Annotated in this window: 18 protein-coding genes; 15 read left to right on the forward strand and 3 right to left on the reverse strand. The window is 40.2% G+C overall.

Annotated elements, in window-relative coordinates; all coding sequences use genetic code 11:
* The first annotated feature begins 48 nt into the window (after positions 1-48).
* The 9 genes from BLS24_RS13095 (at position 49) to BLS24_RS13135 (ending at position 9,215) form a co-directional block, all read left to right on the forward strand.
* Positions 49-1,665 (forward strand): DUF5722 domain-containing protein, encoded by a 1,617-nt coding sequence (locus BLS24_RS13095; protein WP_091760009.1) that lies wholly within the window; start codon positions 49-51, stop codon positions 1,663-1,665.
* Between the two features lie 3 nt (positions 1,666-1,668).
* A complete protein-coding gene (locus BLS24_RS13100; protein WP_091760012.1) occupies positions 1,669-3,417 on the forward strand; it encodes an ArnT family glycosyltransferase in 1,749 nt (582 codons plus the stop codon).
* Positions 3,418-3,571: 154 nt separating this feature from the next.
* Entirely contained in the window at positions 3,572-4,234 is a 663-nt protein-coding gene (locus BLS24_RS13105; RefSeq protein WP_091760015.1) for a hypothetical protein, read from the forward strand.
* A gap of 95 nt (positions 4,235-4,329) precedes the next feature.
* Entirely contained in the window at positions 4,330-5,292 is a 963-nt protein-coding gene (locus tag BLS24_RS13110; RefSeq protein WP_091760017.1) for a polysaccharide deacetylase family protein, read from the forward strand.
* 29 nt (positions 5,293-5,321) lie between these two features.
* Positions 5,322-6,338, forward strand: a complete 1,017-nt coding sequence (locus tag BLS24_RS15460) for a polymer-forming cytoskeletal protein (RefSeq protein ID WP_242872304.1) — start codon at positions 5,322-5,324, stop codon at positions 6,336-6,338.
* Between the two features lie 25 nt (positions 6,339-6,363).
* Positions 6,364-7,059, forward strand: coding sequence for a UMP kinase (pyrH, locus tag BLS24_RS13120; protein ID WP_071175613.1), 696 nt, complete (start codon positions 6,364-6,366; stop codon positions 7,057-7,059).
* 27 nt (positions 7,060-7,086) lie between these two features.
* Positions 7,087-7,638, forward strand: a complete 552-nt coding sequence (frr, locus tag BLS24_RS13125) for a ribosome recycling factor (RefSeq protein WP_091760020.1) — start codon at positions 7,087-7,089, stop codon at positions 7,636-7,638.
* A gap of 3 nt (positions 7,639-7,641) precedes the next feature.
* Positions 7,642-8,367 carry an isoprenyl transferase gene (locus tag BLS24_RS13130; RefSeq protein WP_242872305.1) on the forward strand — a complete coding sequence of 242 codons (726 nt, stop codon included), beginning with the start codon at positions 7,642-7,644 and terminating at the stop codon, positions 8,365-8,367.
* Positions 8,368-8,390: 23 nt separating this feature from the next.
* Positions 8,391-9,215, forward strand: coding sequence for a phosphatidate cytidylyltransferase (locus BLS24_RS13135; protein ID WP_091760023.1), 825 nt, complete (start codon positions 8,391-8,393; stop codon positions 9,213-9,215).
* A 392-nt stretch (positions 9,216-9,607) separates the two neighbouring features.
* Here BLS24_RS13135 and BLS24_RS13145 read toward each other — a convergent pair whose 3' ends face one another.
* Both BLS24_RS13145 and BLS24_RS13150 read right to left on the reverse strand, forming a co-directional pair.
* Complete coding sequence (locus BLS24_RS13145) at positions 9,608-10,879, reverse strand: PrsW family glutamic-type intramembrane protease (protein WP_091760029.1); 1,272 nt, start codon at positions 10,877-10,879, stop codon at positions 9,608-9,610.
* A gap of 46 nt (positions 10,880-10,925) precedes the next feature.
* On the reverse strand, positions 10,926-11,825 hold the full coding sequence (locus BLS24_RS13150) for a lysozyme inhibitor LprI family protein (RefSeq protein ID WP_091760032.1): 900 nt from the start codon (positions 11,823-11,825) through the stop codon (positions 10,926-10,928).
* Between the two features lie 209 nt (positions 11,826-12,034).
* On the opposite strand from BLS24_RS13150, the gene BLS24_RS13155 reads away from it, so the two are divergent.
* The 4 genes from BLS24_RS13155 to BLS24_RS13170 are packed head-to-tail and all read left to right on the forward strand — an operon-like array spanning position 12,035 to position 19,868.
* On the forward strand, positions 12,035-13,177 hold the full coding sequence (locus BLS24_RS13155) for a 1-deoxy-D-xylulose-5-phosphate reductoisomerase (RefSeq protein ID WP_091760035.1): 1,143 nt from the start codon (positions 12,035-12,037) through the stop codon (positions 13,175-13,177).
* A gap of 7 nt (positions 13,178-13,184) precedes the next feature.
* Entirely contained in the window at positions 13,185-14,237 is a 1,053-nt protein-coding gene (gene rseP, locus BLS24_RS13160; protein ID WP_091760038.1) for an RIP metalloprotease RseP, read from the forward strand.
* 10 nt (positions 14,238-14,247) lie between these two features.
* Positions 14,248-15,303, forward strand: a complete 1,056-nt coding sequence (ispG, locus tag BLS24_RS13165) for a flavodoxin-dependent (E)-4-hydroxy-3-methylbut-2-enyl-diphosphate synthase (RefSeq protein WP_091760041.1) — start codon at positions 14,248-14,250, stop codon at positions 15,301-15,303.
* Between the two features lie 35 nt (positions 15,304-15,338).
* Positions 15,339-19,868, forward strand: a complete 4,530-nt coding sequence (locus tag BLS24_RS13170) for a PolC-type DNA polymerase III (protein WP_091760044.1) — start codon at positions 15,339-15,341, stop codon at positions 19,866-19,868.
* Between the two features lie 465 nt (positions 19,869-20,333).
* On the opposite strand, the gene BLS24_RS13175 is transcribed toward BLS24_RS13170, so the two are convergent.
* The gene (locus BLS24_RS13175; protein ID WP_091760047.1) at positions 20,334-20,648 is read right to left on the reverse strand and encodes a helix-turn-helix transcriptional regulator; all 315 of its coding nucleotides are present in this window, start codon (positions 20,646-20,648) and stop codon (positions 20,334-20,336) included.
* A 158-nt stretch (positions 20,649-20,806) separates the two neighbouring features.
* Between BLS24_RS13175 and BLS24_RS15635 the strand changes: the two genes are divergently transcribed.
* Together BLS24_RS15635 and rhuM are read left to right on the forward strand one after the other, a co-directional pair.
* On the forward strand, positions 20,807-20,998 hold the full coding sequence (locus BLS24_RS15635; protein WP_091760064.1) for a DUF7695 domain-containing protein: 192 nt from the start codon (positions 20,807-20,809) through the stop codon (positions 20,996-20,998).
* 55 nt (positions 20,999-21,053) lie between these two features.
* Positions 21,054-21,983 carry a RhuM family protein gene (rhuM, locus tag BLS24_RS13185; RefSeq protein WP_091760050.1) on the forward strand — a complete coding sequence of 310 codons (930 nt, stop codon included), beginning with the start codon at positions 21,054-21,056 and terminating at the stop codon, positions 21,981-21,983.
* Positions 21,984-22,260 lie beyond the last annotated feature (277 nt).

Here is a 22,260-nt window from a genome sequence, read left to right on the forward strand (position 1 = left end):
TAATATTACTATCAAATTTTTGATAAATTTTTATATGCGGGGTTACGTATGACAAAGAAGAGCTTTTCAGCACTTTCTTATGCACTTATTGGTGCAATCGTAGTTCTAAGTGTCTTTTCTCTAACAGGTACTACAAGCTACGCGGCAGGAACAGGAGCTGTTTCTATTGGCTCGGTTTCAATTGCAGGCGAGAACGTAGTAGTTACAGTATCTGCGTCTGATATTCCAGCCAGTGACGATGGCAAGTATTATCTTTTTGCAGAAAAAGTCTATCAGGGAACAGTTGCCGGTGCACCAGTAGCATCAGTGCCACTTGGAGCCAATGCTACATTCTCAATTCCTCTTGGACACAAGACAACTTCATGTCATCTTTATGACAAGTTTCAGGTGGCTGTCCTTCAGGGCGGAGCTTATGTTCCAGTAACAGGAGCTCGTTATATTACCAATCCTGAGGCTCTTGCTTCTAATTCACCAGCTCGTAAGAACAATGGTAAAAAAGGCCTTATCCTTGACGGTGCCAAGATCGGTAACGGCAATACAGAGGCTTCACAGCTTGGTGTTCAGCAGGCAGCCTACAACATCAACTTAGAAGATGTTATTGGTGGTAACGGACAGGTTATCTATGAATACAATGGTAAGACCTACTATTTTGATTCATCTTACCTTAGCCAGTATGACCACTGCGTTAGAACATGCACACAGCAGGGGATGGGCGTTACTATGGTTCTTTTAAACCCTAGAGCAGCAGGAGAAGAGTTCATGATCTCTCCTAGTTCAAGAGGCGGAAGAGCTACATATTACATGATGAACACTTCTGAGGATAAGGGACTTGAGTACTTAGAGGCTGTAGTTTCTTATCTTGCCTTTAGATATAACGGAGCCAATGGCCAGGGACAGGTTGATAACTGGGTAATTGGTAATGAGGTTAATGCCAAGAACATCTGGAATTATTCAGGTGTTTCAGATCTTATGACTTATGCTCAGCTCTACGCAGATGAGCTCAGGGTATGCTACAATGCTATAAAGAGCAGAAATGCCAATGCCTATGTATGTGTAAGTCTTGATCAGAATTGGACACACATCCACAATCCAGGAAGCTATTATTCAGCAAGAGCTACCCTTGAAGCTATCAACTCATGCATCACAGCTCAGGGTAACATTGACTGGGCCCTTGCAGAGCATCCATACAACTATCCAATGACATGGACAAGCTTCTGGACACCAAAGAATGCAACAACAGCGGCTATGACCACTCATAGTATTGACACTCCATATCTTTCAATGGAAAATATAGAGCAGCTGACAGATTACATGTGTCAGCCAGCTATGAGAAATTCTAAGGGTGCTGTTAGACCTATTCTCTTAACAGAAGTTGGTTATTCATCAACTCAGGGAGAAGAGGCTCAGGCAGCAGCAATCGTATATGCTTACCAGAGAGTTGCAACCAACCAGTACATCAAGCTCATAGCATTTAACAGACAGACTGATTATCCTTTGGAAGTATCTCAGGGACTTGCAGTAGGTCTTACAAGGCAGGATGGTTCAAGAAAGCTTGCCTTTGAATATTACCAGCAGATGAATGGATCAAACGCAGGTGCTTATATTCAGAAATCTGCTGCATTTATGGGAATTGCTGATTGGAACGCAGCAATGAATGCGAGATAAAACATGAGAATAATTGATTATTACAATTATATAGCTACAGCTGCATGCATCATTATTGGTGCAGCAGCTGTAATTATTTGCAAAAAGAAAAATAGAACAACTATAGATGTGTCAAAGGATCTATCTTCAAAGATAACCAATGTTCTCTTTGTGGCTATAATGATGGTTACTACATTTCTGAGACTTTTTTGGCTGGGAAGTGTTCCAAATGGCCTTCAGCAGGACGAGGCTTCAATTGGCTATGAGGCATACGCGCTTGCTAAATATGGAGTAGACAGGAATGGATACGCTTATCCTGTTCATCCCCTTGCTTTTGGAAGTGGTGGAAACAGTGAACTCATGATATATCTTAATATGATTTCCATTAAGCTTTTTGGGACAGGCGTAGTCAAGTTAAGGCTTCTTCCTGCTATTCTAGGAATTGCTACTGTTTTTTTCTTCTTTTTTGTGTTAAAAGAGCTCTTTTCCTCGCCTGAATATGATGGAAAAAGAAATCGTCTATCCATTATAGGAACGGCATTTTTGGCAATCTGTCCATGGCATGTTATTCTCAGCAGGTGGAGCCTTGATAGCAATATAATGCCATTTCTACAGATCATTGCATTATATGCTTTTTTGGTGGCACTTAGAAAAAAAACGACAGCCTCGTATGTACTTAGCGCCGGACTTTTTGCGGTAGGAATGTATGGATATGGCGCAGGAACTATGGTAATCCCAATGTTTATAGTTATTGCTTGTACTTATGCTCTGGTAAAACAGACAATTTCTATAAAACAGCTTATCCTTTCTGCGTTGACATTTATGGTGATCTTTTTTCCACTATTTATGTTCTATGCAGTTAATTTCTTGGGCTTACCAGAAATCATCACAGACTATTTTTGCATAAACAAGCTCACAGCAACAAGAAGCGGAGAAGTTTTTCTGACACTGGATTCATCTCTTCCCCATAGACTTCTTAATAATATCAGGATCTTAGGTCTTGTTCTTACTGTGGGCAATGATGAAGATATGCTGTGTCATTTTTATCCAGGATATTCGACTTTATTTGAGTTTACTTTTCCAATCATTTTTATTGGGCTTTTTCTGGTATTTAGGGACTTTGTCAGTGGACTCAAAAAAACAGAAGACCAGGTTAAAGATGAGTATTACTGCAAAAACGCAGCGTTAACAGCTTTTTTGATTGCAAACTTTATTCTTTCAATAGCAGTTGAAACTGATATAGGTAGAATGGTGACAATGTTCATTCCATTGATCTATGCTTTTGTAAGAGGTTTTGATTTTGTTTTGGCTCAGAGTCATAAACTTGCAATGATCATAGTGTTTATTGTTTTGCTTGCAGATTTTTCTTTTGCGAAGGACTATTTCACAGATTTTAATAAGCAGGCAATAAGCATATTTATGCCAGATTATGGAGAAGCGATTGCAAGAGCCTATGAAGTGGCTGGAGATGACAGGCCTATCTACTCAACTTATGATGGTCTTTCTGCTCCATTTGTACTTGCCCTTTATTATACAGACTATGATCCTGTGCGATTCAATGATACCGCTGTTTATGAGGATGAAGGGGCAATGTTCAGGACAGCAAAGAGTTTTGGCAATTTTATTTTTGATGATCTTCCTGAGAATATAACGGCTTTAGAATATGCAGATACTGTGTTTGTGGTATCAAGTACTGAGCTGTCTCTTTTTGATGGTGAGAACAATTATATTGTGGAAGATCTAGGAGCATATTCTGTAGTATACCGAAATTGATTTACTAGATGTAGTTCGCATAAAATGGCGGTTTATAGATAATTTAGATAGTTAAAAAAAGGATTAAATCTACTCCAAACCTATCGAAAAAAATTGTTTTTTCTAAGATAATATTCTTACACACTAAAAATCTTTTGTTGGTGGAGGGATATCTATGAGAAAACAATTTCTTTCTTTAATTGTCACATTGGGAATGTCTGTAGTTTTTCTTTTAAATGTGAATCATTGTGTGGCTCCATCTACAGTTGTATATGCTGCCGAAGAAAAGGCAGAAGGAATAAGAATTGATGAAGAGTACATTGTACCAGATATTTACGGCTGGTGCACATACTATATACTAGTTGCTACTAACGAAACTGGTGAAGATATTGCTATTTCCTCGAACTTCATAGCAACTGATGGAAATGGAAATGTACTTTCCAAGGTTCATGATTATTTGGATGCAGTTAGAAATGGTCAGCAGTTTATATTATATGGTCAGTTCCTCAATGAAGATCTAAACGGAGTTGCAGACTATGATTATTCGTTTGACATAAGAACAACTGACAAATGCTCATATTCCATGATATCTGTTGATGCCAGCCATAATGACAAGTACCTAGAAGTCAGTGCTACAAACTATTCTGAGAGTGATATTCAGGGAGTTGGAGTTAGGACTGTTTTCATGAAGAACGGAAGGGCAGTTGGATTCGACGCAGTAAACATCGCTGATTACGGATATACCTTTTACGGAGGTAGCACTAATTCTCAGATTCTTGGATACAATACCAAGGACTATGATAGTTACATTTTAACGTATGCTTCAGCTAGAAAATGATCAAAGCCAATCCTTTTGGATTGGCTTTTATAATGAGAAAAACTATGCTATACTATACACTGGTTATACACTATTTTTGAAAGAGATTTGTAGTAATGGCGTCAGGAACTGGAGAGAGAAAGCAAAAGAAAGTTTACAGTAAAAAGATACAAAAGTTACGAAGAGCGATTGTTTTTACTGTAGTTGCTGCTTGCCTGATTCCTACGTGCATATGTTTGATATTAGCTGTCAGATATGACAGACTTAGGACCAAATACGAGAAAAGTGAAGCTGACCTTAATTGGTACAGAGACAGATATGGCGATGAGAAGTCCATTTTAGCGGCTTCGGATTCGGGAGATAGTGGAGGAGATACAAGCGCTGATAATGGTGAGATCCAGTGGGATTATGGTGTTGCCAATGCCAGCGCAGCTCAGAACCCTGAGGATATTGAGGGGACGAGGTATGTCTATCTTACCTTTGATGATGGCCCTAGCTCTTCAACTGGAGAGATACTTGATATATTAGATCAGTATGGTGTCCAAGCTACCTTCTTTGTTTGCGGCAAGCCAGATTCCAAGTATACAGATTTATATAAGAGAATTGTGGATGAGGGACATACTCTTGGTATGCACTCCTATAGTCACAGTTACAAAGATATATATGCGTCACTTGATTCTTTCAAAGATGATTTCAAGAAGATCAAGATCTTTTTGTATGATACTACGGATGTTGATTCCGTATTTTACAGATTCCCAGGTGGAAGCTCCAATAAGGTCATCAAGGATGATGTAGCAGAGTATGAGAAATTTCTTGATGAACAGGGCGTAACATATTTCGACTGGAATGTATCTGCCAATGATGACAAGGCAGGGGCTACAAAGGAAACAGTCTATAACAACATCGTAAGTAATATACCTAAGTACAAGCATTGCGTAGTGCTCATGCACGACGCGGCTGACAAGAAGTACACAGTTGAGGCATTACCTGAGATCATAGAAGCAATACAGGCAATGGATAACACAGTGATAGTACCGATAACTGAGGATACGTTACCGGTTCAACATATCAAAAAATAATCTAGAAAGTATGAATGGAGGATGTCAGGATGGGATTTTTTTCTGAGTTAAAGAGCGATCTATCTCAGGCTGTGAATACACTCATGCCAGAAGATAAGCTTGCAGAAGCAGACAATCTTGATAAAGAAAATCAGAAAGAAGATTCTACAAAAGAGTTAAGACCTGAGAAGGTTGATATCGACAGCATGTTAAATCGTCTTGATGATATTAAACTTGATGATATCGGAACTGCCGAAGATGCAGAAAAGGTATCAGAGGAAGTAGAAAAAGTAGAAGAGATAGTTGATGAGTCAGTTGCAGATGCTCCTGAGACAGTTGAGCCTGAGGAGACTCCAGCTGAAGAGACTGTTGAGGAAGTCGTAGAGGAACCTGCTAAGGAGCCTACAGACGAGGCTTCAGAGATCGAAGAGCTTGAGCACAAGATCGAAGAGCAGACAGCTGCTGAGACAGCATATGAGGAGCCTAAGAGTGCAATAGAGGCTATCAATTCAGAACACATTGATGAATATATTGCAGAGAGCAATGTATCAGATACAACAACTAATTACGGGGGGGAAGAGAATATGGAATTCGAACAGCAGACACCAACAGATGAAACAGCTAGCATTACTGAAGGAATGGTCATTAACGGTGACATTCAGACAACAGGATCACTTGATCTTGTAGGAAGGGTTACAGGTAACATCCAGTGCCTTGGTAAACTTAATGTAACAGGTGAGATCACAGGTGATTCAGAAGCAGCAGAGATCTATGCTGAGGCAGCAAGAATCACAGGTGAAGTTAAGAGTAAGGGCAGCGTAAAGGTTGGCCAGAGCACAGTTATCGTTGGTAACATCTTTGGATCAAGCGCAGTTATCGCAGGCGCTGTAAAGGGCGACATCGACGTTCACGGACCAGTTGTTCTTGATACAACAGCTATCGTAATGGGTAACATCAAGTCTCAGTCAGTACAGATCAACAATGGTGCTGTTATCGAAGGTATGTGCTCACAGGCATATGCTGATGTTAATCCATCAGAGTTCTTTGAAGGACTTAAGAACAAGTAATTTTATCAGGTAAAATGGAGATATTATGAGAGTATTATTAAAACTCAGCGGAGAAGCGCTTGCTGGTGATAAAAAGACAGGCTTCGATGAAGAGACTGTCAGAAAGGTAGCACTTCAGGTCAAGCAGCTTACTGATAAGGGAACTCAGGTAGGTATCGTTATCGGTGGCGGTAATTTCTGGAGAGGCAGAACCAGCGAGAACATTGATCGCGTTAAGGCTGATCAGATTGGCATGCTTGCTACAATCATGAATTGTATCTATGTATCAGAGATATTCAGAAGTGAAGGGATGATGACTAACATTCTTACTCCTTTTGAATGTGGATCATTTACAAAGCTCTTTTCAAAGGATCGAGCAAACAAGTATTTCGAAAAGGGTATGGTTGTGTTCTTTGCAGGCGGTACAGGTCATCCATATTTCTCAACTGATACAGGAGTTGTTTTAAGGGCTATTGAGGTAGAGGCTGATTACCTCCTTCTTGCTAAGGCAATCGACGGAGTATATGACAGTGATCCTGCCAAGAACCCTAATGCTAAGAGATATGACACTATTTCAATCGATGATGTGGTAGCTCAGAATCTTCAGGTAGTAGATATGACAGCTTCTATCCTTGCAAGAGACAATAAGGTTCCTATGAGAGTATTCTCTCTTCAGGAAGAGAACAGCATTGTAAAGGCAGCAGACGGAAATTTCAATGGAACAACAGTTACTGTTGACTGATTATTGGAATTTTAAGGAGGAATAGGTATGAACGAGAAATTAAAAGAATATAGCGACAAAATGCAAAAATCCTTCGACTTTCTTAAGGAGGATCTTGCTTCTATCCGTGCTGGAAGAGCTAATCCACACGTACTTGATAAGATTAAGGTAGATTATTATGGAACACCAACGCCACTTAACCAGGTTGGTAATATTTCCGTTCCAGAGGCTAGAATCATCCAGATCGCACCTTGGGACAAGGCTCTTATCAAGGATATTGAGAAAGCACTTATGACATCAGAGCTCGGTATCACTCCAAGTAATGATGGTGCTATCATCAGACTTGTTTTCCCAGAGCTTACTGAGGAACGCAGAAAACAGCTTACTAAGGATATCCGTAAGAAGGGTGAGGATGCTAAGGTTGCAGTTAGAAATGTAAGACGTGACGGCAACGATGCACTCAAGAAGCTTAAGGGATCAGATGTTTCTGAGGATGAGATCAATGATCTTAACGATGAGCTTCAGAAGATCACTGACAAGTTCATCAAGGATATTGATACAGTTATCGAAGACAAGAATAAAGAGATCATGACGGTATAAGCTATGGAAGAAGTTATGAATGTACCTGAGCATGTAGCCATAATCTTAGATGGAAATGGAAGGTGGGCCAAGGAAAAGGGCATGCCTAGAAATTATGGACACATGCAGGGGGCTAAAGCTGTTGAGGATATTTTGGTAGATGCCAGAGACATCGGTATCAAGTACCTTACAGTTTATGCATTTTCAACAGAGAACTGGACTCGTCCTGAGGCAGAGGTTTCTGCCCTCATGACGATCTTGCGTAATTACTTAAAGACCAGTATCAAGAAGTCTATGAAGAACAATGTGCGTTGCCGAGTTATCGGTGAACGCAGTGCTCTTTCAGAAGATATCCAGAAAGCTATCGGTGAGCTTGAAGAGGCAACCGCTGGCAATACAGGTCTTACATTTACTATTGCCATCAACTATGGCAGTAGAGACGAGATTACACGTTCAGTTAGAAAGATTGCAGATAAGGTCAAGGCAGGAGAGGTTCTCCCAGAAGATATATCTGAGAAGATGATCGCTGAGAACCTTGATACAAACTTCCTTCCTGATCCAGATCTTCTTATCAGAACATGTAATGAGCAGAGAATTTCCAATTATCTGCTATGGCAGTGTGCTTATACGGAGTTTTATTTCACTCCTGTGGCATGGCCAGATTTTAATAAGGCTGAGCTGCTCAAAGCTGTAGAAGCTTACAGCAAGAGAAATCGCAAATTTGGCGGTCTCAAGACAGATCAGATCTAAAAAAATAAGGCTAGGACTAAATATTGAAGACAAGAGTTATTAGTGGAATCGTTATTGCCCTGGTACTTGCCGGAGTGCTTATTCCTGGTGGATATCTTTTGGCGGCGGTTCTAACAATAGTTTCATTTATCAGCTACTATGAACTCGTAAGAGCACTTGGGGTTCATAAGGAAGGACAAAAAGTCAATGCATTGGAGATTTGCGGCTATGCATCTATCATCGTGCATTATGTTCAGATGATCCTGGTCAAGAGCCACAAATACTTTGTATTTTCTATTTTGTTCGCATTCTTTTTGATAATGGTGTGCTACGTACTTAGTTTTCCTAAGTACAAGTCAATGCAGGCTGTAGCAGCGTTTTTTAGCTTTGTGTATGCACCTGTTAGCATGTCATTTGTTTATCTTCTTAGAATGCGTCCCTATGGACAATATTTTGCTTGGATTCCTTTTATTGCCTGGGTATGTGATACATGTGCGTATTTCGCAGGCAGAGCATTTGGTAAACACAAGCTTGCACCGATTCTTTCCCCAAAGAAGACTATTGAAGGCTCAATTGGAGGAATTCTGGGATCAGTACTTGTTGGAGCTATATTTGGCTATGTACTGTACGTAAAAGAAACCCATGATGTAGGCGTGATAATTGTTCTTGTAGTTATAACTTTTGTGGGCAGTATAATCGCTCAGCTTGGCGATCTCCTTGCCTCAGGTATCAAACGTGATCACGATATCAAGGACTATGGAAATGTAATTCCTGGCCACGGCGGTATAATTGATAGATTTGATAGTGTTATCTTTGTTATCCCTTGTATATACTTCCTGGCAGCGGTATTGTTTCCGCTTATGACTTGAAAAGGGCTTAGCAATGGGACAATCAAAGGTAAAACATATTATATTTATAATAGCGACTATCATTTTTATAGTGTCCCTTTTATTTTGGGTCATTATTATTAGAGGACTTGTTGATGCGTATATAAATGGAACCAATAGAGAATTTATAGAATCACTTGGCTCCCATGAGTGGTACTATGGATGGGAGGCTGTAGAGCATCTTTGGGAAATATATTTACTTGAAATATTTTTGATATATTTTCCGATTCCTTTGTATCAGATCATATATATCATCACTATGATAATAAGATTTCTAATAAAATTGTTTACTCATTAAAATGTAAAAAAGAAGTAATCAGAGTTTCCTGATTACTTCTTTTTTGTGTCAGTATTTATGTTCGGATTCTTGATTCTTAGGCTGCTGGCTCATTACTACTGATCTGATTAAGTTTATTGATTTCATCAAGACCTCGAGTGATCATGATGATAAGTACTATCCAGGATGCAGCAATAAGAACGATGTACTTTAAGTAGAATGGAAGCTGGAAAGGCATATCCCAGATACCATGCATGAGAATGCAGATACCGGACAATGAAAGGAAGGTCTTATTTAAAAGAACGCTTGATCTAAATTCCTTGTGATCCAATGCAATCATCATTGCAGCCCCTTCGATCGCTGCCCAAAGAACATGTCCACCTGGTGCTAATACAGCACGAAGAAGGATAGTATGTGTAGCATTATCAATACTTAACCCCTGACCGATAAACAAACTTGTAAATGCATATCCTGAAGATTCGAAAGCAGCAAATCCTGCTCCGATAGCAGCGCCAATGAGAAGACCATTAAGGATGTAAGTACATTTCTTGGTTCTCTTTACATAAAAAGCTGTTACCAGAAATTTACCGGTTTCTTCAACTACACCAATAAGTATAGCGCCCAGGTATGAAATTTCTCCTGCTCCGGTGAATCTAAAGAGAATAAGCGTTACTAATAAAGATAGACATCCTCCAACAAAGAAATATTTCAAAACTTCATAAAAACTTATATTTCTTGGTGCGTTTACTTCAAAAATGAAAACCAGAACTGAAAATGGAACCAGGAAAGATCCCATGGTCATGTACCCTGGAACGCAATTTACATTTCCGAAATAAACTATAAGTGAATAAAGAACAATAGTTGCAACAAATAAAGCAAGGAAGATTCTAGCAAAGAGCCATGGCTTTGGCCATTCTGTAGAGATTCTATCCTGAGTAGGGGTTGTCTTGCTTGTTCCACAGATGAATAGATCTTCGGCATCCTCCTTAGAGTGCTTTGCAAATACACCAGAAAAAAGATCACGGAATTTAAGCTCTACAACGCCTTCGCCACCGGCAAGTTCGTTAACCTTTTTGTTAAAAGACTTAACTGGATGAGCTGCGATTTCCTTAAGGTTGGGATCAGCAAACTTGTTACCGATACTCTGTGTGATATTTGATACTGTAGCGCCGGCATTTGCTACAGCACTCTGTGCTGTCTCCTGTGCGCTTTTCTGTTCAGGCTCATTAGCTGTCTCCTGAACTGGTGCAGAAGCAGGTGCTTCTACCTTAACTTCTTTTGGCGCAGCAGTGTTTTCTACTGGTGCTCCGCAAGCCTGGCAGAATGCAGATCCGTCTTCAATCTTTGTTCCGCATTTACTACAAAACATTACTCTTTCCTCCAACAATTTTTTATATTAATTTTTTAAAATTAAATTAATAGCAGAATGTAAAATCATAAACCTCTTCAGGCTTGAAAGACGCGTTATCAGACTCTGTTACATAAAATGTTGCCCCAAGAACAAAGTAGCTGACTGATCCAGAGATTGTACCGTCTTCACTAGTAAAAGCAAGAGAGTAATCATCTGCATCAGGGTTAATTGTAGCGTATCCTCTTAATTCATCTTTTCCTTCAACATGAATAAGTATGCTGTAGGAACCACTTTCCATTCCCTCATTGATAATGAGATAGTCTTCGCCATCATAGTTGCCATAATAACCATCAGCTTCATGGTCAGGTAAGGAGAATGTAACCTCTCCCTTTAGTTCAGCAAGAGTGCTTGCAAGTGAATATGCATCATTCTTGTATCTCATAGCTTTGTTGTACATGATGATCATTGGCTGAATAGAACCACCTTCATATTCATAGGCCATTCTTTCGCTCATGGTGTCGACGTATTTTTCCCAGTTCTGATGCTCAGGAAGGAGATTACTTTCATAATTAGAAGGATCAGCTTCCTTTAAACGAGAAAGGAGGCTGTTAACTTCTGCCTGCCATACCTGTAAGCCATATACACTTTTCTCGTTCATTTCTGTCTGAGTAGATGCATTTATACGATAACTATCGTATTTATCATAGATCTCACCGATCTTTACAAGCTCATCAGATAGACTATCACATGAAGAAACTGCTTCATTTACTTCATTCTCTATCTGAATAGATAACTCGTCTGAGCTTTCATTTGTTGCACTAACTTCTTCACTTGCTTCTATTGTACTAATATCTGCACTCTCAAAAAGAGAACTACTTTCTTCAGCAGATTCATTATTAGCGGATGTACATCCACCAAGCACCACCGCAGAGAAAAGTGCAAAAAATATTATTTTTTTGTTCATATTTAATCCTCCATATTACTAAATGTGCATATGCACACAGGACAAAATTATAGCATATAACCATCAAATATTACAATGATTGAAACAAATCTTCCTTTTAGGTAACAGAAAAAACTGCGGATGGTAAGGGGGAAGTTCTTTGTATAGGAAAAAAAGCTCGTAAGTGGTATAGTAAGAGGTAGTTTATTTATTAAAAGGATAGGTTTTGTATGAAGAGAAAAATAGTGCTTCTGGGCTCTACAGGTTCAATTGGAACCCAGACTTTAGATGTAGTTAGAAATAATAATACTGAACTTGAAGTAGTAGGACTTGCTGCTAATAGAAGCGTAGATGCTGTTGAGAAGCAGGTCAGAGAATTTAAACCAAAGTATGTCTGCATGTTTGATGAAAATGCTGCAAAGGACATGAAGGACAGACTGAAAGACCTTGATGTTAAGGTTTACGGCGGGATGGAAGGCCTTTTAGAGATCGTATCTGTTCCAGAAGCTGATACAGTACTTACAGCTGTTGTAGGTATGATCGGCATCCAGCCTACGATCAGAGCTATTGAGAGCGGCAAAGATATCGCTCTTGCTAATAAAGAGACACTAGTGTGCGCAGGTCACATCATCATGCCACTTGCTGCCAAGATGGGAGTTAAGATCCTTCCTGTAGATAGTGAGCATAGCGCAATCTTCCAGTCAATGAATGGTGAGCCCAAAGATAAGGTAGAGAAGATTCTTTTAACAGCCAGCGGCGGACCATTTAGAGGCAAAAAGAGAAGTGAACTTGAGAACATGACAGCTGCGGATGCGCTCAAGCACCCTAACTGGGACATGGGACCAAAGGTTACTATTGATTCTTCATCTCTTGTTAATAAGGGACTTGAAGTAATGGAGGCTAGATGGCTCTTTGACGTATCACTTGATAACATTCAGGTTCTGATACATCCTCAGAGCATTATTCATAGTGCAGTTCAGTACTGCGATGGAGCTGTTATGGCGCAGCTTGGTGTGCCTGATATGAAGCTTCCTATTCAGTACGCACTCTTTTACCCAGACAGAAGACCTATGGCTGAAAAGAGGCTTGATCTCTTTGAACTTGGAAGCCTTACTTTTGAAAAGCCTGACACTGATACCTTTAGAGGACTTAAGCTTGCTTTTGATGCTGCTTACGCTGGCGGTAGTATGCCTACAGTATTTAATGCAGCAAATGAGATGGCAGTACGCAGATTCCTTAAGGGTGACATCAGATATCTTCAGATCTATGACATGATCGAGGAAGCTATGAGACATCACAAGAGAATTGATAACCCTGATGTAGCAGCTATCCTTGCTGCAGAAAAAGAGACTTACGACTTCTTGGAGGCATAAATCTTATATGGCAATTAGCGTGATTATATTTTTTGTAATATTTGGAATACTAGTTACATCCCATGAATTTGGACACTTTATCATCGCTAAATCTGGCGGTATCAGAGTTAACGAATTTTTTGTAGGAATGGGACCAACTCTTTGGAAGAAAAAGAAGGGTGATACCTTATACAGCATCAAGCTCCTTCCTATTGGCGGTGCTTGTGTATTTGATGGAATGGACCCAGTAGAAGAGGAAAAAGAAAGCTATGATGAGCACTCATTTTTGAATGCCTCAGTTTGGCGCAGGATCGCAACTCTTTTTGCAGGACCATTTGCAAACTTCATCATTGCTTACATTCTTGCTGTCGTGCTTGTAAGCTTTTCAGCTTGGAATTTCCCTGTTATCAACGAGCTTACAGAGGATTCTGCAGCTCAGGAAGCTGGAATGCAGCCTGGTGACAAGATCATCAGTGTTGACGGTGAAAAGGTTTACATGGCTGGCGAGGTTACACTTATCTCCCAATTTGCTGAAGGCTCTCCAATGGATATTATCTACGAAAGAGACGGCAAGACTTACGAGACAACACTTACTCCAAAGTACAGCGAAGAAGCAGGAAGATATTACATGGGTGTTTACCTTGGAGAGTTTGGTGAGATCAAAGGGCCACAGGCTCTTAAGTATGCCTGGTATGAAGTAAGATATTATTTCAAGACCACATACAGAAGCCTTGCTCTTTTATTTAAGGGTAAGCTTTCAAAGGATGATGTTTCTGGACCTGTAGGAATGGTCAAGATCGTAGATGATGCTTATCAGGAGACCAAGCCTTATGGCATATCTTCAGTGATACTTACCATGCTTTCTCTTACAGTTCTTTTATCAGTTAACCTTGGAGTAATGAACCTTCTGCCACTCCCTGCCCTTGATGGAGGAAGACTGGTGTTCCAGTTCATTGAGGTTATATTTGGTAAAAAAGTACCACCAGAAAAAGAAGGTTTCGTACATATGATAGGTATGATCGCACTTCTTGGTCTTATGGTGTTTGTACTGTTTAATGATATTACAAAGTTTACAAGATGAGGTTTTGACTATGGCATATAGAGATAATACAAAGGTTATAAAGATTGGTGACAGAGTGATCGGTGGAGGAAACCCCATTCTTATACAGTCTATGACCAATACAAGAACTGAAGACGTGAAGGCTACAGTTGCTCAGATAAAGAGATTAGAGGACGCTGGATGTGAGATCATCAGATGCACAGTTCCTAATGAGGAGGCGGCTCTTGCTCTTAAGGAGATCAAGAAGGAGATTCATATTCCGCTTGTAGCTGATATCCACTTTGATTACATGATGGCTATTGCAGCTATAGAAAATGGTGCTGACAAGATCAGGATCAATCCTGGTAATATCGGCTCAAAGGATAGAATTGCTGCAGTTGTAAGCTGTGCCAAGGAGAGAAATATTCCAATCAGAGTAGGCGTTAACAGCGGCTCTTTGGAAAAGAATCTAGTTGAGAAGTACGGCGGAGTGACAGCTGAAGGCCTTGTAGAGAGTGCACTTGATAAGATTGGTATTATTGAGGATCTTGGCTATGACAACATGGTTGTTAGTATCAAGTCTTCAAATGTTATGCTCTGCGTCAAGGCCCACGAGCTTCTTGCTCAGAAATGCCAGTATCCACTTCACGTAGGAATCACAGAGGCTGGAACAGTTTATGGCGGCAACATCAAGTCATCAGTTGGTCTTGGAATCATCTTAAATGAAGGCATTGGCGATACCATCAGAGTATCTTTATCCGGGGACCCTGTAGAAGAGATCAAGACAGCCAAGACAATCCTCAGAACCCTCGATATCAGAAAGGGCGGAATAGAAGTTGTATCTTGTCCAACTTGTGGCAGAACCAAGATCGACCTTATTGGACTTGCAAATCAGGTTGAGACCATGGTTCAAAGCTATGACCTTAATATCAAGGTTGCAGTTATGGGATGTGCTGTAAATGGCCCTGGAGAAGCCAAAGAGGCTGATCTAGGAATTGCCGGAGGCATCGGGGAAGGACTTCTTATCAAGAACGGAGAAGTTGTGAAAAAAGTGCCTGAGGATCAGCTCCTTGCAGTACTTAAGGATGAACTTGATCACTGGAAGTGATCGCTTAACGAGATTTTTGTTAGGGGAAGAGAAACGTGTCAAAATCTTTTTTTGAGGTATTTCCTGCTCTTAAGCTAGATGCCCATACCAAAGAGATCATGGAACAGACCATGGTTGAAAAGGTGTCTACCACAAGAAAACAGGATTTTATCAGAGTATATATATCAAGTAACAAGTTAATAGAAAAAGAAGATATCTATAAGACTGAGACAGGTATCAAAAAGCAGCTTTTCGGCAATCAAGATCTTACGGTCAAGATCTACGAGAAGTTTTCCCTTTCTGCTCAGTACACTCCAGAGAATCTTATTGATATTTATAAAGACAGCATTGAGATGGAACTTAAAGACTATGACCATATGGAATATAGTCTTTTTCGTTCTGCTTCTTTTGTATACCCAAATGATAAGAGCGTTGTCATAAAGCTTGAAGACAGCGTAGTAGGCAAAAAGAAGGCACCAGATCTTGTACGAGTACTTGATAAGATCATCAATGAAAGATGCGGCCTTTCTGTTGATATTACCCCTGAATTTGTTGAGGTAGAAAAAGAAACTAAGGAACCTGACTATTCTTCAGAGTCAGCCAAGATGGCTAAAAAGCTCGAGGCTGCTGAGGCAGAGTCAGAGGAAAAGAAAAAGCAGAAGGAAGAAAAGGAAGCAAAAGAAGCCGCAGCAAAGGCAGAAGCTGAGAAAAAGCCAGAGCCTCAAAAGAGCTCAAACGGCGCTGCAACTCCTTCCTTTACCAAGGGTAAATGGGCAGGCAAAAAAGGCGATTTCGGCGGAAGCTACAAGAAGTCAGATAACCCTGACGTTATATTTGGACGTGACTTTGACGATGAGACCATGAAGCTTTCTGAACTTATTGGAGAGCTTGGCGAAGTTACTATCCATGGTCAGGTTATAGCCTTTGATAAAAGAGATATCAGAAACGAAAAGAGTATCCTTATCTTTGATATTACTGACTTTACAGATTCCATCACAGTCAAGATGTTCGTTAAGACAGAAGATGTACCTGATATCACCAAGGATATTAAACCTGGTGCATTTCTTAAGCTCAAAGGTATAGCAGCTGTGGATAAGTTTGACCACGAGCTGTCTATTCAGTCTGTTGTGGGAGTCAAGAAGATTCCTGACTTTACATCTAAGAGAGTAGATAGAGCTGATGTTAAGCGTGTCGAGCTTCACTGCCATACCAAGATGAGCGATATGGATGGTGTTTCTGAGGTAAAAGACATAGTTAAGCAGGCCTACAAATGGGGTATGCCAGGTATCGCTATCACTGACCACGGCGTTGTTCAGTCCCTTACTATTGCTAACCACGTGTGGGAAGACCTTTTTAGTGATGAAAAGAAACGAAGAAAAGAAGCTGGAGAACCTCCTATCGAGAGACAGGATTTCTTTAAGCTTGTTCTTGGTGTAGAAGCATATCTTGTAGACGACCTCAAAGAGATTGTAGTAAATGACAAGGGACAGCCCCTTGATGACACTACCTTTGTAGTATTTGATATTGAGACAACAGGTTTTTCACCTATTAAGAATAAGATCATTGAGATTGGTGCTGTTAAGATCAGAAACGGTGAGATCATAGATAGATTCTCAGAGTTTATTAATCCACAGGTCCCAATTCCTTACAGAATCGAGAAACTCACAAGTATTACAGATGAGATGGTAATGGATGCTCCAACAAGGGAAGTTATCATTCCTAAGTTTGTGGAGTTCTGTAAAGATGCAGTACTTGTAGGACATAACGTAGGCTTTGATATCAGCTTTATCAATCAGAACTGTAAAGAACTTGGAATTGATGTGGACTACACAACAGTAGATACCCTCTGGCTTTCAAGGTATTTCTTCCCACTTCAGGCCAAGCATACTCTTGATGCAGTAGCCAAGACTCTTAATGTAGTTCTTGACCACCATCACAGAGCTGTTGATGATGCTGAGTGTACAGCCCTTATCTTTAACAAGTTTATTCCTATGTTAAAAGAGCAGAAGGCTAAGAATCTTACTGATGTAAATATCTTGGGTAAACCAACCAAGGAGATGATAAGACATCTTCGTCCAAACCACTGCATCATCCTTGCCAAGAACACTCTTGGAAGAGTTAATCTTTATACTCTTGTCAGTGAATCACACATTGACTACTTTAGAAGATTTCCTCTTATTCCTAAGAGTGAGCTGATAAAGCATAGAGAAGGACTCATTGTTGGTAGTGCCTGCTGCGCTGGTGAGCTTTACGGCGCTGTAGTAGAAGGAAGACCACCAGAAGAGATTGCAAGACTTGTGGACTTCTATGACTACCTTGAGATCCAGCCTGTTGGTAATAACCACTTCATGGTTGATTCTGAGAGATACGAAGATATTAATAGTGATGACGATATCAGAGACATCAACAAAGAGATCGTAAGACTTGGCGAGCAGTTCAATAAGCCTGTTGTGGCTACTTGCGACGCCCATTTCTTAAATCCAGAAGATGAAATATACAGGACTATCATCATGGCCGGTAAAGGTATGAATGATGAGGAGCCTGCACCTCTTTTCCTAAGAACCACAGATGAGATGATGGAAGAGTTCGATTATCTTGGCGGCGACAAGGCGAGAGAGATAGTAATAGACAATACCAGAAAGATCCTTGATATGTGTGATAGTATCTCGCCGGTTCGACCTGATAAGTGCGCGCCTGTAATCGAGAATTCTGATGAGATCCTGACCAAGATCTGTTATGACAAGGCTCATGAGATCTACGGCGAGAATCTTCCTGAGATAGTTCAGGAACGACTTGAAAGAGAGCTTAACTCTATTATCAAGAACGGTTTCGCGGTTATGTATATCATTGCTCAGAAGCTGGTTTGGAAGTCCAATGAGGACGGATATCTGGTAGGTTCCCGTGGTTCCGTAGGATCTTCCTTTGTTGCCTTTACGTCAGGTATCACAGAGGTTAACTCCCTTAGTCCGCACTATGTGTGCCCTAAGTGTAAATATTCTGACTTTGATTCTGAGGACGTACTTAAATACGGCGGTAATTCAGGCTGCGATATGCCTGATAAGAGATGCCCTAAGTGCGGCGCCATGATGAACAAGGACGGCTTTGATATCCCATTCGAGACCTTCCTTGGATTCAAGGGTGATAAAGAGCCTGATATCGACCTTAACTTTTCTGGAGAGTATCAGTCCAAGGCCCACAAGTATACGGAAGTTATCTTCGGCTATGGACAGACCTTCAGAGCTGGAACAATTGCGGCTCTTGCGGACAAGACTGCATATGGATTCGTCAAAAAATACTACGACGGAATCGGAGCCAGCAAGAGAAAATGTGAGATCAACAGAATAGTTCAGGGCTGTACTGGTATCAGACGTGGTACAGGTCAGCACCCTGGTGGAATCATAGTACTTCCTGTTGGAGAGGATATTAACTCATTCTGTCCTGTTCAGCATCCTGCCAACGATATGACAACGGCTACTATTACAACACACTACGATTACCATTCAATCGACCACAACCTGTTAAAGCTTGATATTCTCGGACACGATGATCCCACCATGATCAGATTCCTTCAGGATTGTACAGGTCTTGATCCTAAGACTGTACCTCTTGATGACAAGAATGTAATGAGTTTGTTTATGAATACAACTGCTCTTGGAGTAACTCCTGAGCAGCTTGGCGGCACCAAGCTTGGATGTCTTGGACTTCCTGAGTTTGGTACTGACTTCGCTATGCAGATGGTTATCGATGCCCAGCCTACATCATTGTCCCACCTTATCCGTATCTCAGGTCTTTCACATGGTACGGACGTTTGGCTTGGCAATGCCCAGACCCTCATTCAGGAAGGCAAGGCTACTATCGATACCTGCATCTGTTGTCGAGACGATATCATGATCTACCTGATCCAGAAGGGAATGGACAAGTCACTTTCCTTCAAGACCATGGAGTCAGTTCGTAAAGGTAAGGGACTTAAGCCAGAAATGGAAGAGGCTATGATCGCGGCTGGCGTTCCTGACTGGTATATCTGGTCCTGTAAAAAAATCAAGTACATGTTCCCTAAGGCTCATGCGGCTGCGTACGTTATGATGGCTTGGAGAATTGCTTACTTTAAGGTATATGTACCACAGGCTTTCTATGCTGCATGGTTTAGTATCAGAGCTAAGGCCTTCAACTACGAGCACATGTGTCAGGGTGAGAATCACCTTCACGCTATCATGCGCGAGTACAACAACAAGAAGGACGAGCTTACAAATGCTCAGCAGGCTGAGTACGGCGATATGAGACTTGTTGAGGAAATGTATGAGAGGGGAATCGAATTCCTTCCTATCGATATCTTCAAGGTTAAGTCTCGTGAGTTCCAGGTAATTGGAGACAAGATCATGCCATCTCTTACCAGTATCGATGGTATGGGTGAAAAAGCTGCAGACCAGATTGTGGAGGCAGCCAAGGACGGACCATTCCTTTCAAAGGATGATTTCAAGCAAAGAACCAAGTGTCCACAGACAGTAATGGAGAAGATGGCTGACATGGGACTTCTCGGAGACATCCCAGACTCCAACCAGATCAGTATCTTTGACTTTATGAAGTAAGGGGCTTTTTGGAGTTAAAAGGTGGTTATGTTGTGGATGGGCTTTTTGGAGCTTTGTAATCATTTTGCTGACGCTCTCGCTTCGTAAAAAACGTAGCAGTACTAGGCTTATAAAGGACATAAGCCAAGTACTGACGTTTTTCAAGACAGCAAAATTGCTTACAAAGTCTCCAAAAAGCCCGTCTACTGCATGAACTTTTAACTTCTAAAAGCCGTTTTACTGCCTCTTTTGTTAAATATGTAATATAGGCAGAAGGACAAGCTGAAAAAGCACTGCCTATATCTATAGAATGGAAATAGAGGCAGAAGAAAAGAAATAATTAGTTATATTCCAGTTTTATAGACGATGACAAATCGGAGTTTGTAGGGCTCTTTCTATGAGAAAGGACATCGATAACTTCAAATTTGTCGCCCTAATCGAATGGTGAACGTTACATAGAGCAGTTATCGAAAGATAAACTGCTCTTTATTGTTTCCATATTTTAATTGTAGCCAAGAGCTTTTCTTTTTGATTATCATTAAGTGTTTTTATTGCATTCCAAAGAGCGTTGTCGGTTGCCGACTTTTGATAGGCTGGTTCTAATTTTCCAACAAGCTCATCTAAAGTAATTCCCATAAGTTTAGAATAGTAAATAAGAAGTCTAAGGGACATGGCAGTACGCCCATTTTCAACATTGCTGATGTATCCTGGAGTTACATCAAGTTCTTTTGCTACCTGGTTTTGTGTCATTCCTAAATTTATGCGATAGGTTTTTATTTGCTCCCCATAATTTTCGTTCATGTTTTTTAACCTCGTTTATTAATAATATAGATAATTATACTATTGGTATTGACCAGATCATACTATTCTATTAGTATAGTTAATATCATAGAAATATACAAATGAGGAATAATATGATAAAACAAGACTGTGTGATAATTTGGATTCAACAGAAAATGATGGTAATAATTAAAAACTGCATCAAATGTCTTAAATGTGGAGATATTATAGAGTCAGTGTCTAGACATGATTTTAAATCATGTTCTTGTGGAGCAGTATGTGTTGATGGCGGTAAAGACTATCTGCGACGTTGCGGATATCCAGAAGATTACGTGGATTTAAGTGTAGTTGAGAAAGACAATTCGAAGTAGAGTTTCTAGATGTAAAACGATAGAATAAAAGATAGATATAAGAGGAGCCGATGTTATGAAAACTGAAATTGTTTTATTTACAGATGGTGAAAAGAATATTGAAGTTCAAGTAAGTCCAGATAAGGAAACAGTGTGGCTTACACAGAAGCAAATGGAAGAATTGTTTGATGTAAAGCATGCAACAATAAGTGAACATATTAACAATATTCTTTCTGAAGGAGAGCTTGATGAGACTTCTGTCGGTTTTTCCGACAAAAGTTCTGGAGGTAGAAAACCGAAGATTTATAATTTGGACATGATACTATCTGTTGGATATAGAGTTAATTCAAAGAGAGGTATTGCTTTTAGACGATGGGCGAATAATGTTCTAAAGCAATATATCATGAAGGGCTATGCAGTCAATGAAAAGGGACTGGCAGCCTTAAATAAGACAGTTGAGATTCAATCAAAGATTATTGCAAACACTTTGGAGATTGAAGAAGCAGAGGTCCTTCGAGCAGTAAAACTTTATACAGACGCGCTTGTTCTCTTGGATCAGTATGATCATCAGTCACTGAGTAAACCAAGAGGCAAAAAGCCTGTTTATCGAATCACATATGAAGATTGTAGAAATATGATTAATCATATGGAAGACAGTTTTAGTTCAGATGTATTTGGCGTAGAAAAAGAAGCTGAAAAAGTAGAAGGAATTCTTGCAGCAGTATATCAAGATGTATTTGGCGGTGAGGTATATCCATCATTAGAAGAAAAGGCTGCAAATCTTTTGTACTTTATGATAAAGGATCATCCATTTGCTGATGGTTGTAAGAGAATAGCAGCATCGCTTTTTCTAGAGTTCTTAGACAAAAATGATGCGTTAATACGAGATGGTCAAAAAGTCATTAGCGATGGAGCTCTCGTTGCTATTACACTTATGATTGCAGAATCAAATCCAGAAGAAAAAGATATCATGACAACATTGGTCATGAATTTATTGAAGATGTAGGCAACTTCAAATTTGTAGAGCGATTAACTTCCAGTAGAACTAAGTCGCTGCGCGACGGCCTGCCAAGGCTGTGGCGCGGCGTTTTTACTTTTAAGAAAGGCGGTAGATAGTGTCTCCTAAAAGGAGTATTGTTTAAGTTACCACACCAAAACAAAACCACTACTTCCGCCTATGAAAAGATTAACATTTTCTGTATTTCTTCACAACTCTTTACTGCTGAGAGTTCGCCCTCCTCCGGAAGAATGTTTTTTATTACTGAAAATATTTAATTCTGGAG

The organism is Butyrivibrio sp. INlla18 (assembly GCF_900103635.1).
Classification (GTDB): Bacteria; Bacillota; Clostridia; order Lachnospirales; family Lachnospiraceae; genus Butyrivibrio.

Excerpts from the sequence above, each read along its gene's own strand:
- BLS24_RS13130 (WP_242872305.1), top strand. The coding sequence starts at position 7,642 with ATGGAAGAAGTTATGAATGTACCTGAGCATGTAGCCATAATCTTAGAT.
- BLS24_RS15635 (WP_091760064.1), top strand. The coding sequence starts at position 20,807 with ATGGTAATAATTAAAAACTGCATCAAATGTCTTAAATGTGGAGATATT.
- BLS24_RS13100 (WP_091760012.1), top strand. The coding sequence starts at position 1,669 with ATGAGAATAATTGATTATTACAATTATATAGCTACAGCTGCATGCATC.
- rhuM (WP_091760050.1), top strand. The coding sequence starts at position 21,054 with ATGAAAACTGAAATTGTTTTATTTACAGATGGTGAAAAGAATATTGAA.
- BLS24_RS13095 (WP_091760009.1), top strand. The coding sequence starts at position 49 with ATGACAAAGAAGAGCTTTTCAGCACTTTCTTATGCACTTATTGGTGCA.
- pyrH (WP_071175613.1), top strand. The coding sequence starts at position 6,364 with ATGAGAGTATTATTAAAACTCAGCGGAGAAGCGCTTGCTGGTGATAAA.
- BLS24_RS13150 (WP_091760032.1), bottom strand. The coding sequence starts at position 11,825 with ATGAACAAAAAAATAATATTTTTTGCACTTTTCTCTGCGGTGGTGCTT.
- frr (WP_091760020.1), top strand. The coding sequence starts at position 7,087 with ATGAACGAGAAATTAAAAGAATATAGCGACAAAATGCAAAAATCCTTC.
- BLS24_RS15460 (WP_242872304.1), top strand. The coding sequence starts at position 5,322 with ATGGGATTTTTTTCTGAGTTAAAGAGCGATCTATCTCAGGCTGTGAAT.
- BLS24_RS13155 (WP_091760035.1), top strand. The coding sequence starts at position 12,035 with ATGAAGAGAAAAATAGTGCTTCTGGGCTCTACAGGTTCAATTGGAACC.
- rseP (WP_091760038.1), top strand. The coding sequence starts at position 13,185 with ATGGCAATTAGCGTGATTATATTTTTTGTAATATTTGGAATACTAGTT.
- BLS24_RS13110 (WP_091760017.1), top strand. The coding sequence starts at position 4,330 with ATGGCGTCAGGAACTGGAGAGAGAAAGCAAAAGAAAGTTTACAGTAAA.
- BLS24_RS13145 (WP_091760029.1), bottom strand. The coding sequence starts at position 10,879 with ATGTTTTGTAGTAAATGCGGAACAAAGATTGAAGACGGATCTGCATTC.
- BLS24_RS13175 (WP_091760047.1), bottom strand. The coding sequence starts at position 20,648 with ATGAACGAAAATTATGGGGAGCAAATAAAAACCTATCGCATAAATTTA.
- BLS24_RS13105 (WP_091760015.1), top strand. The coding sequence starts at position 3,572 with ATGAGAAAACAATTTCTTTCTTTAATTGTCACATTGGGAATGTCTGTA.
- ispG (WP_091760041.1), top strand. The coding sequence starts at position 14,248 with ATGGCATATAGAGATAATACAAAGGTTATAAAGATTGGTGACAGAGTG.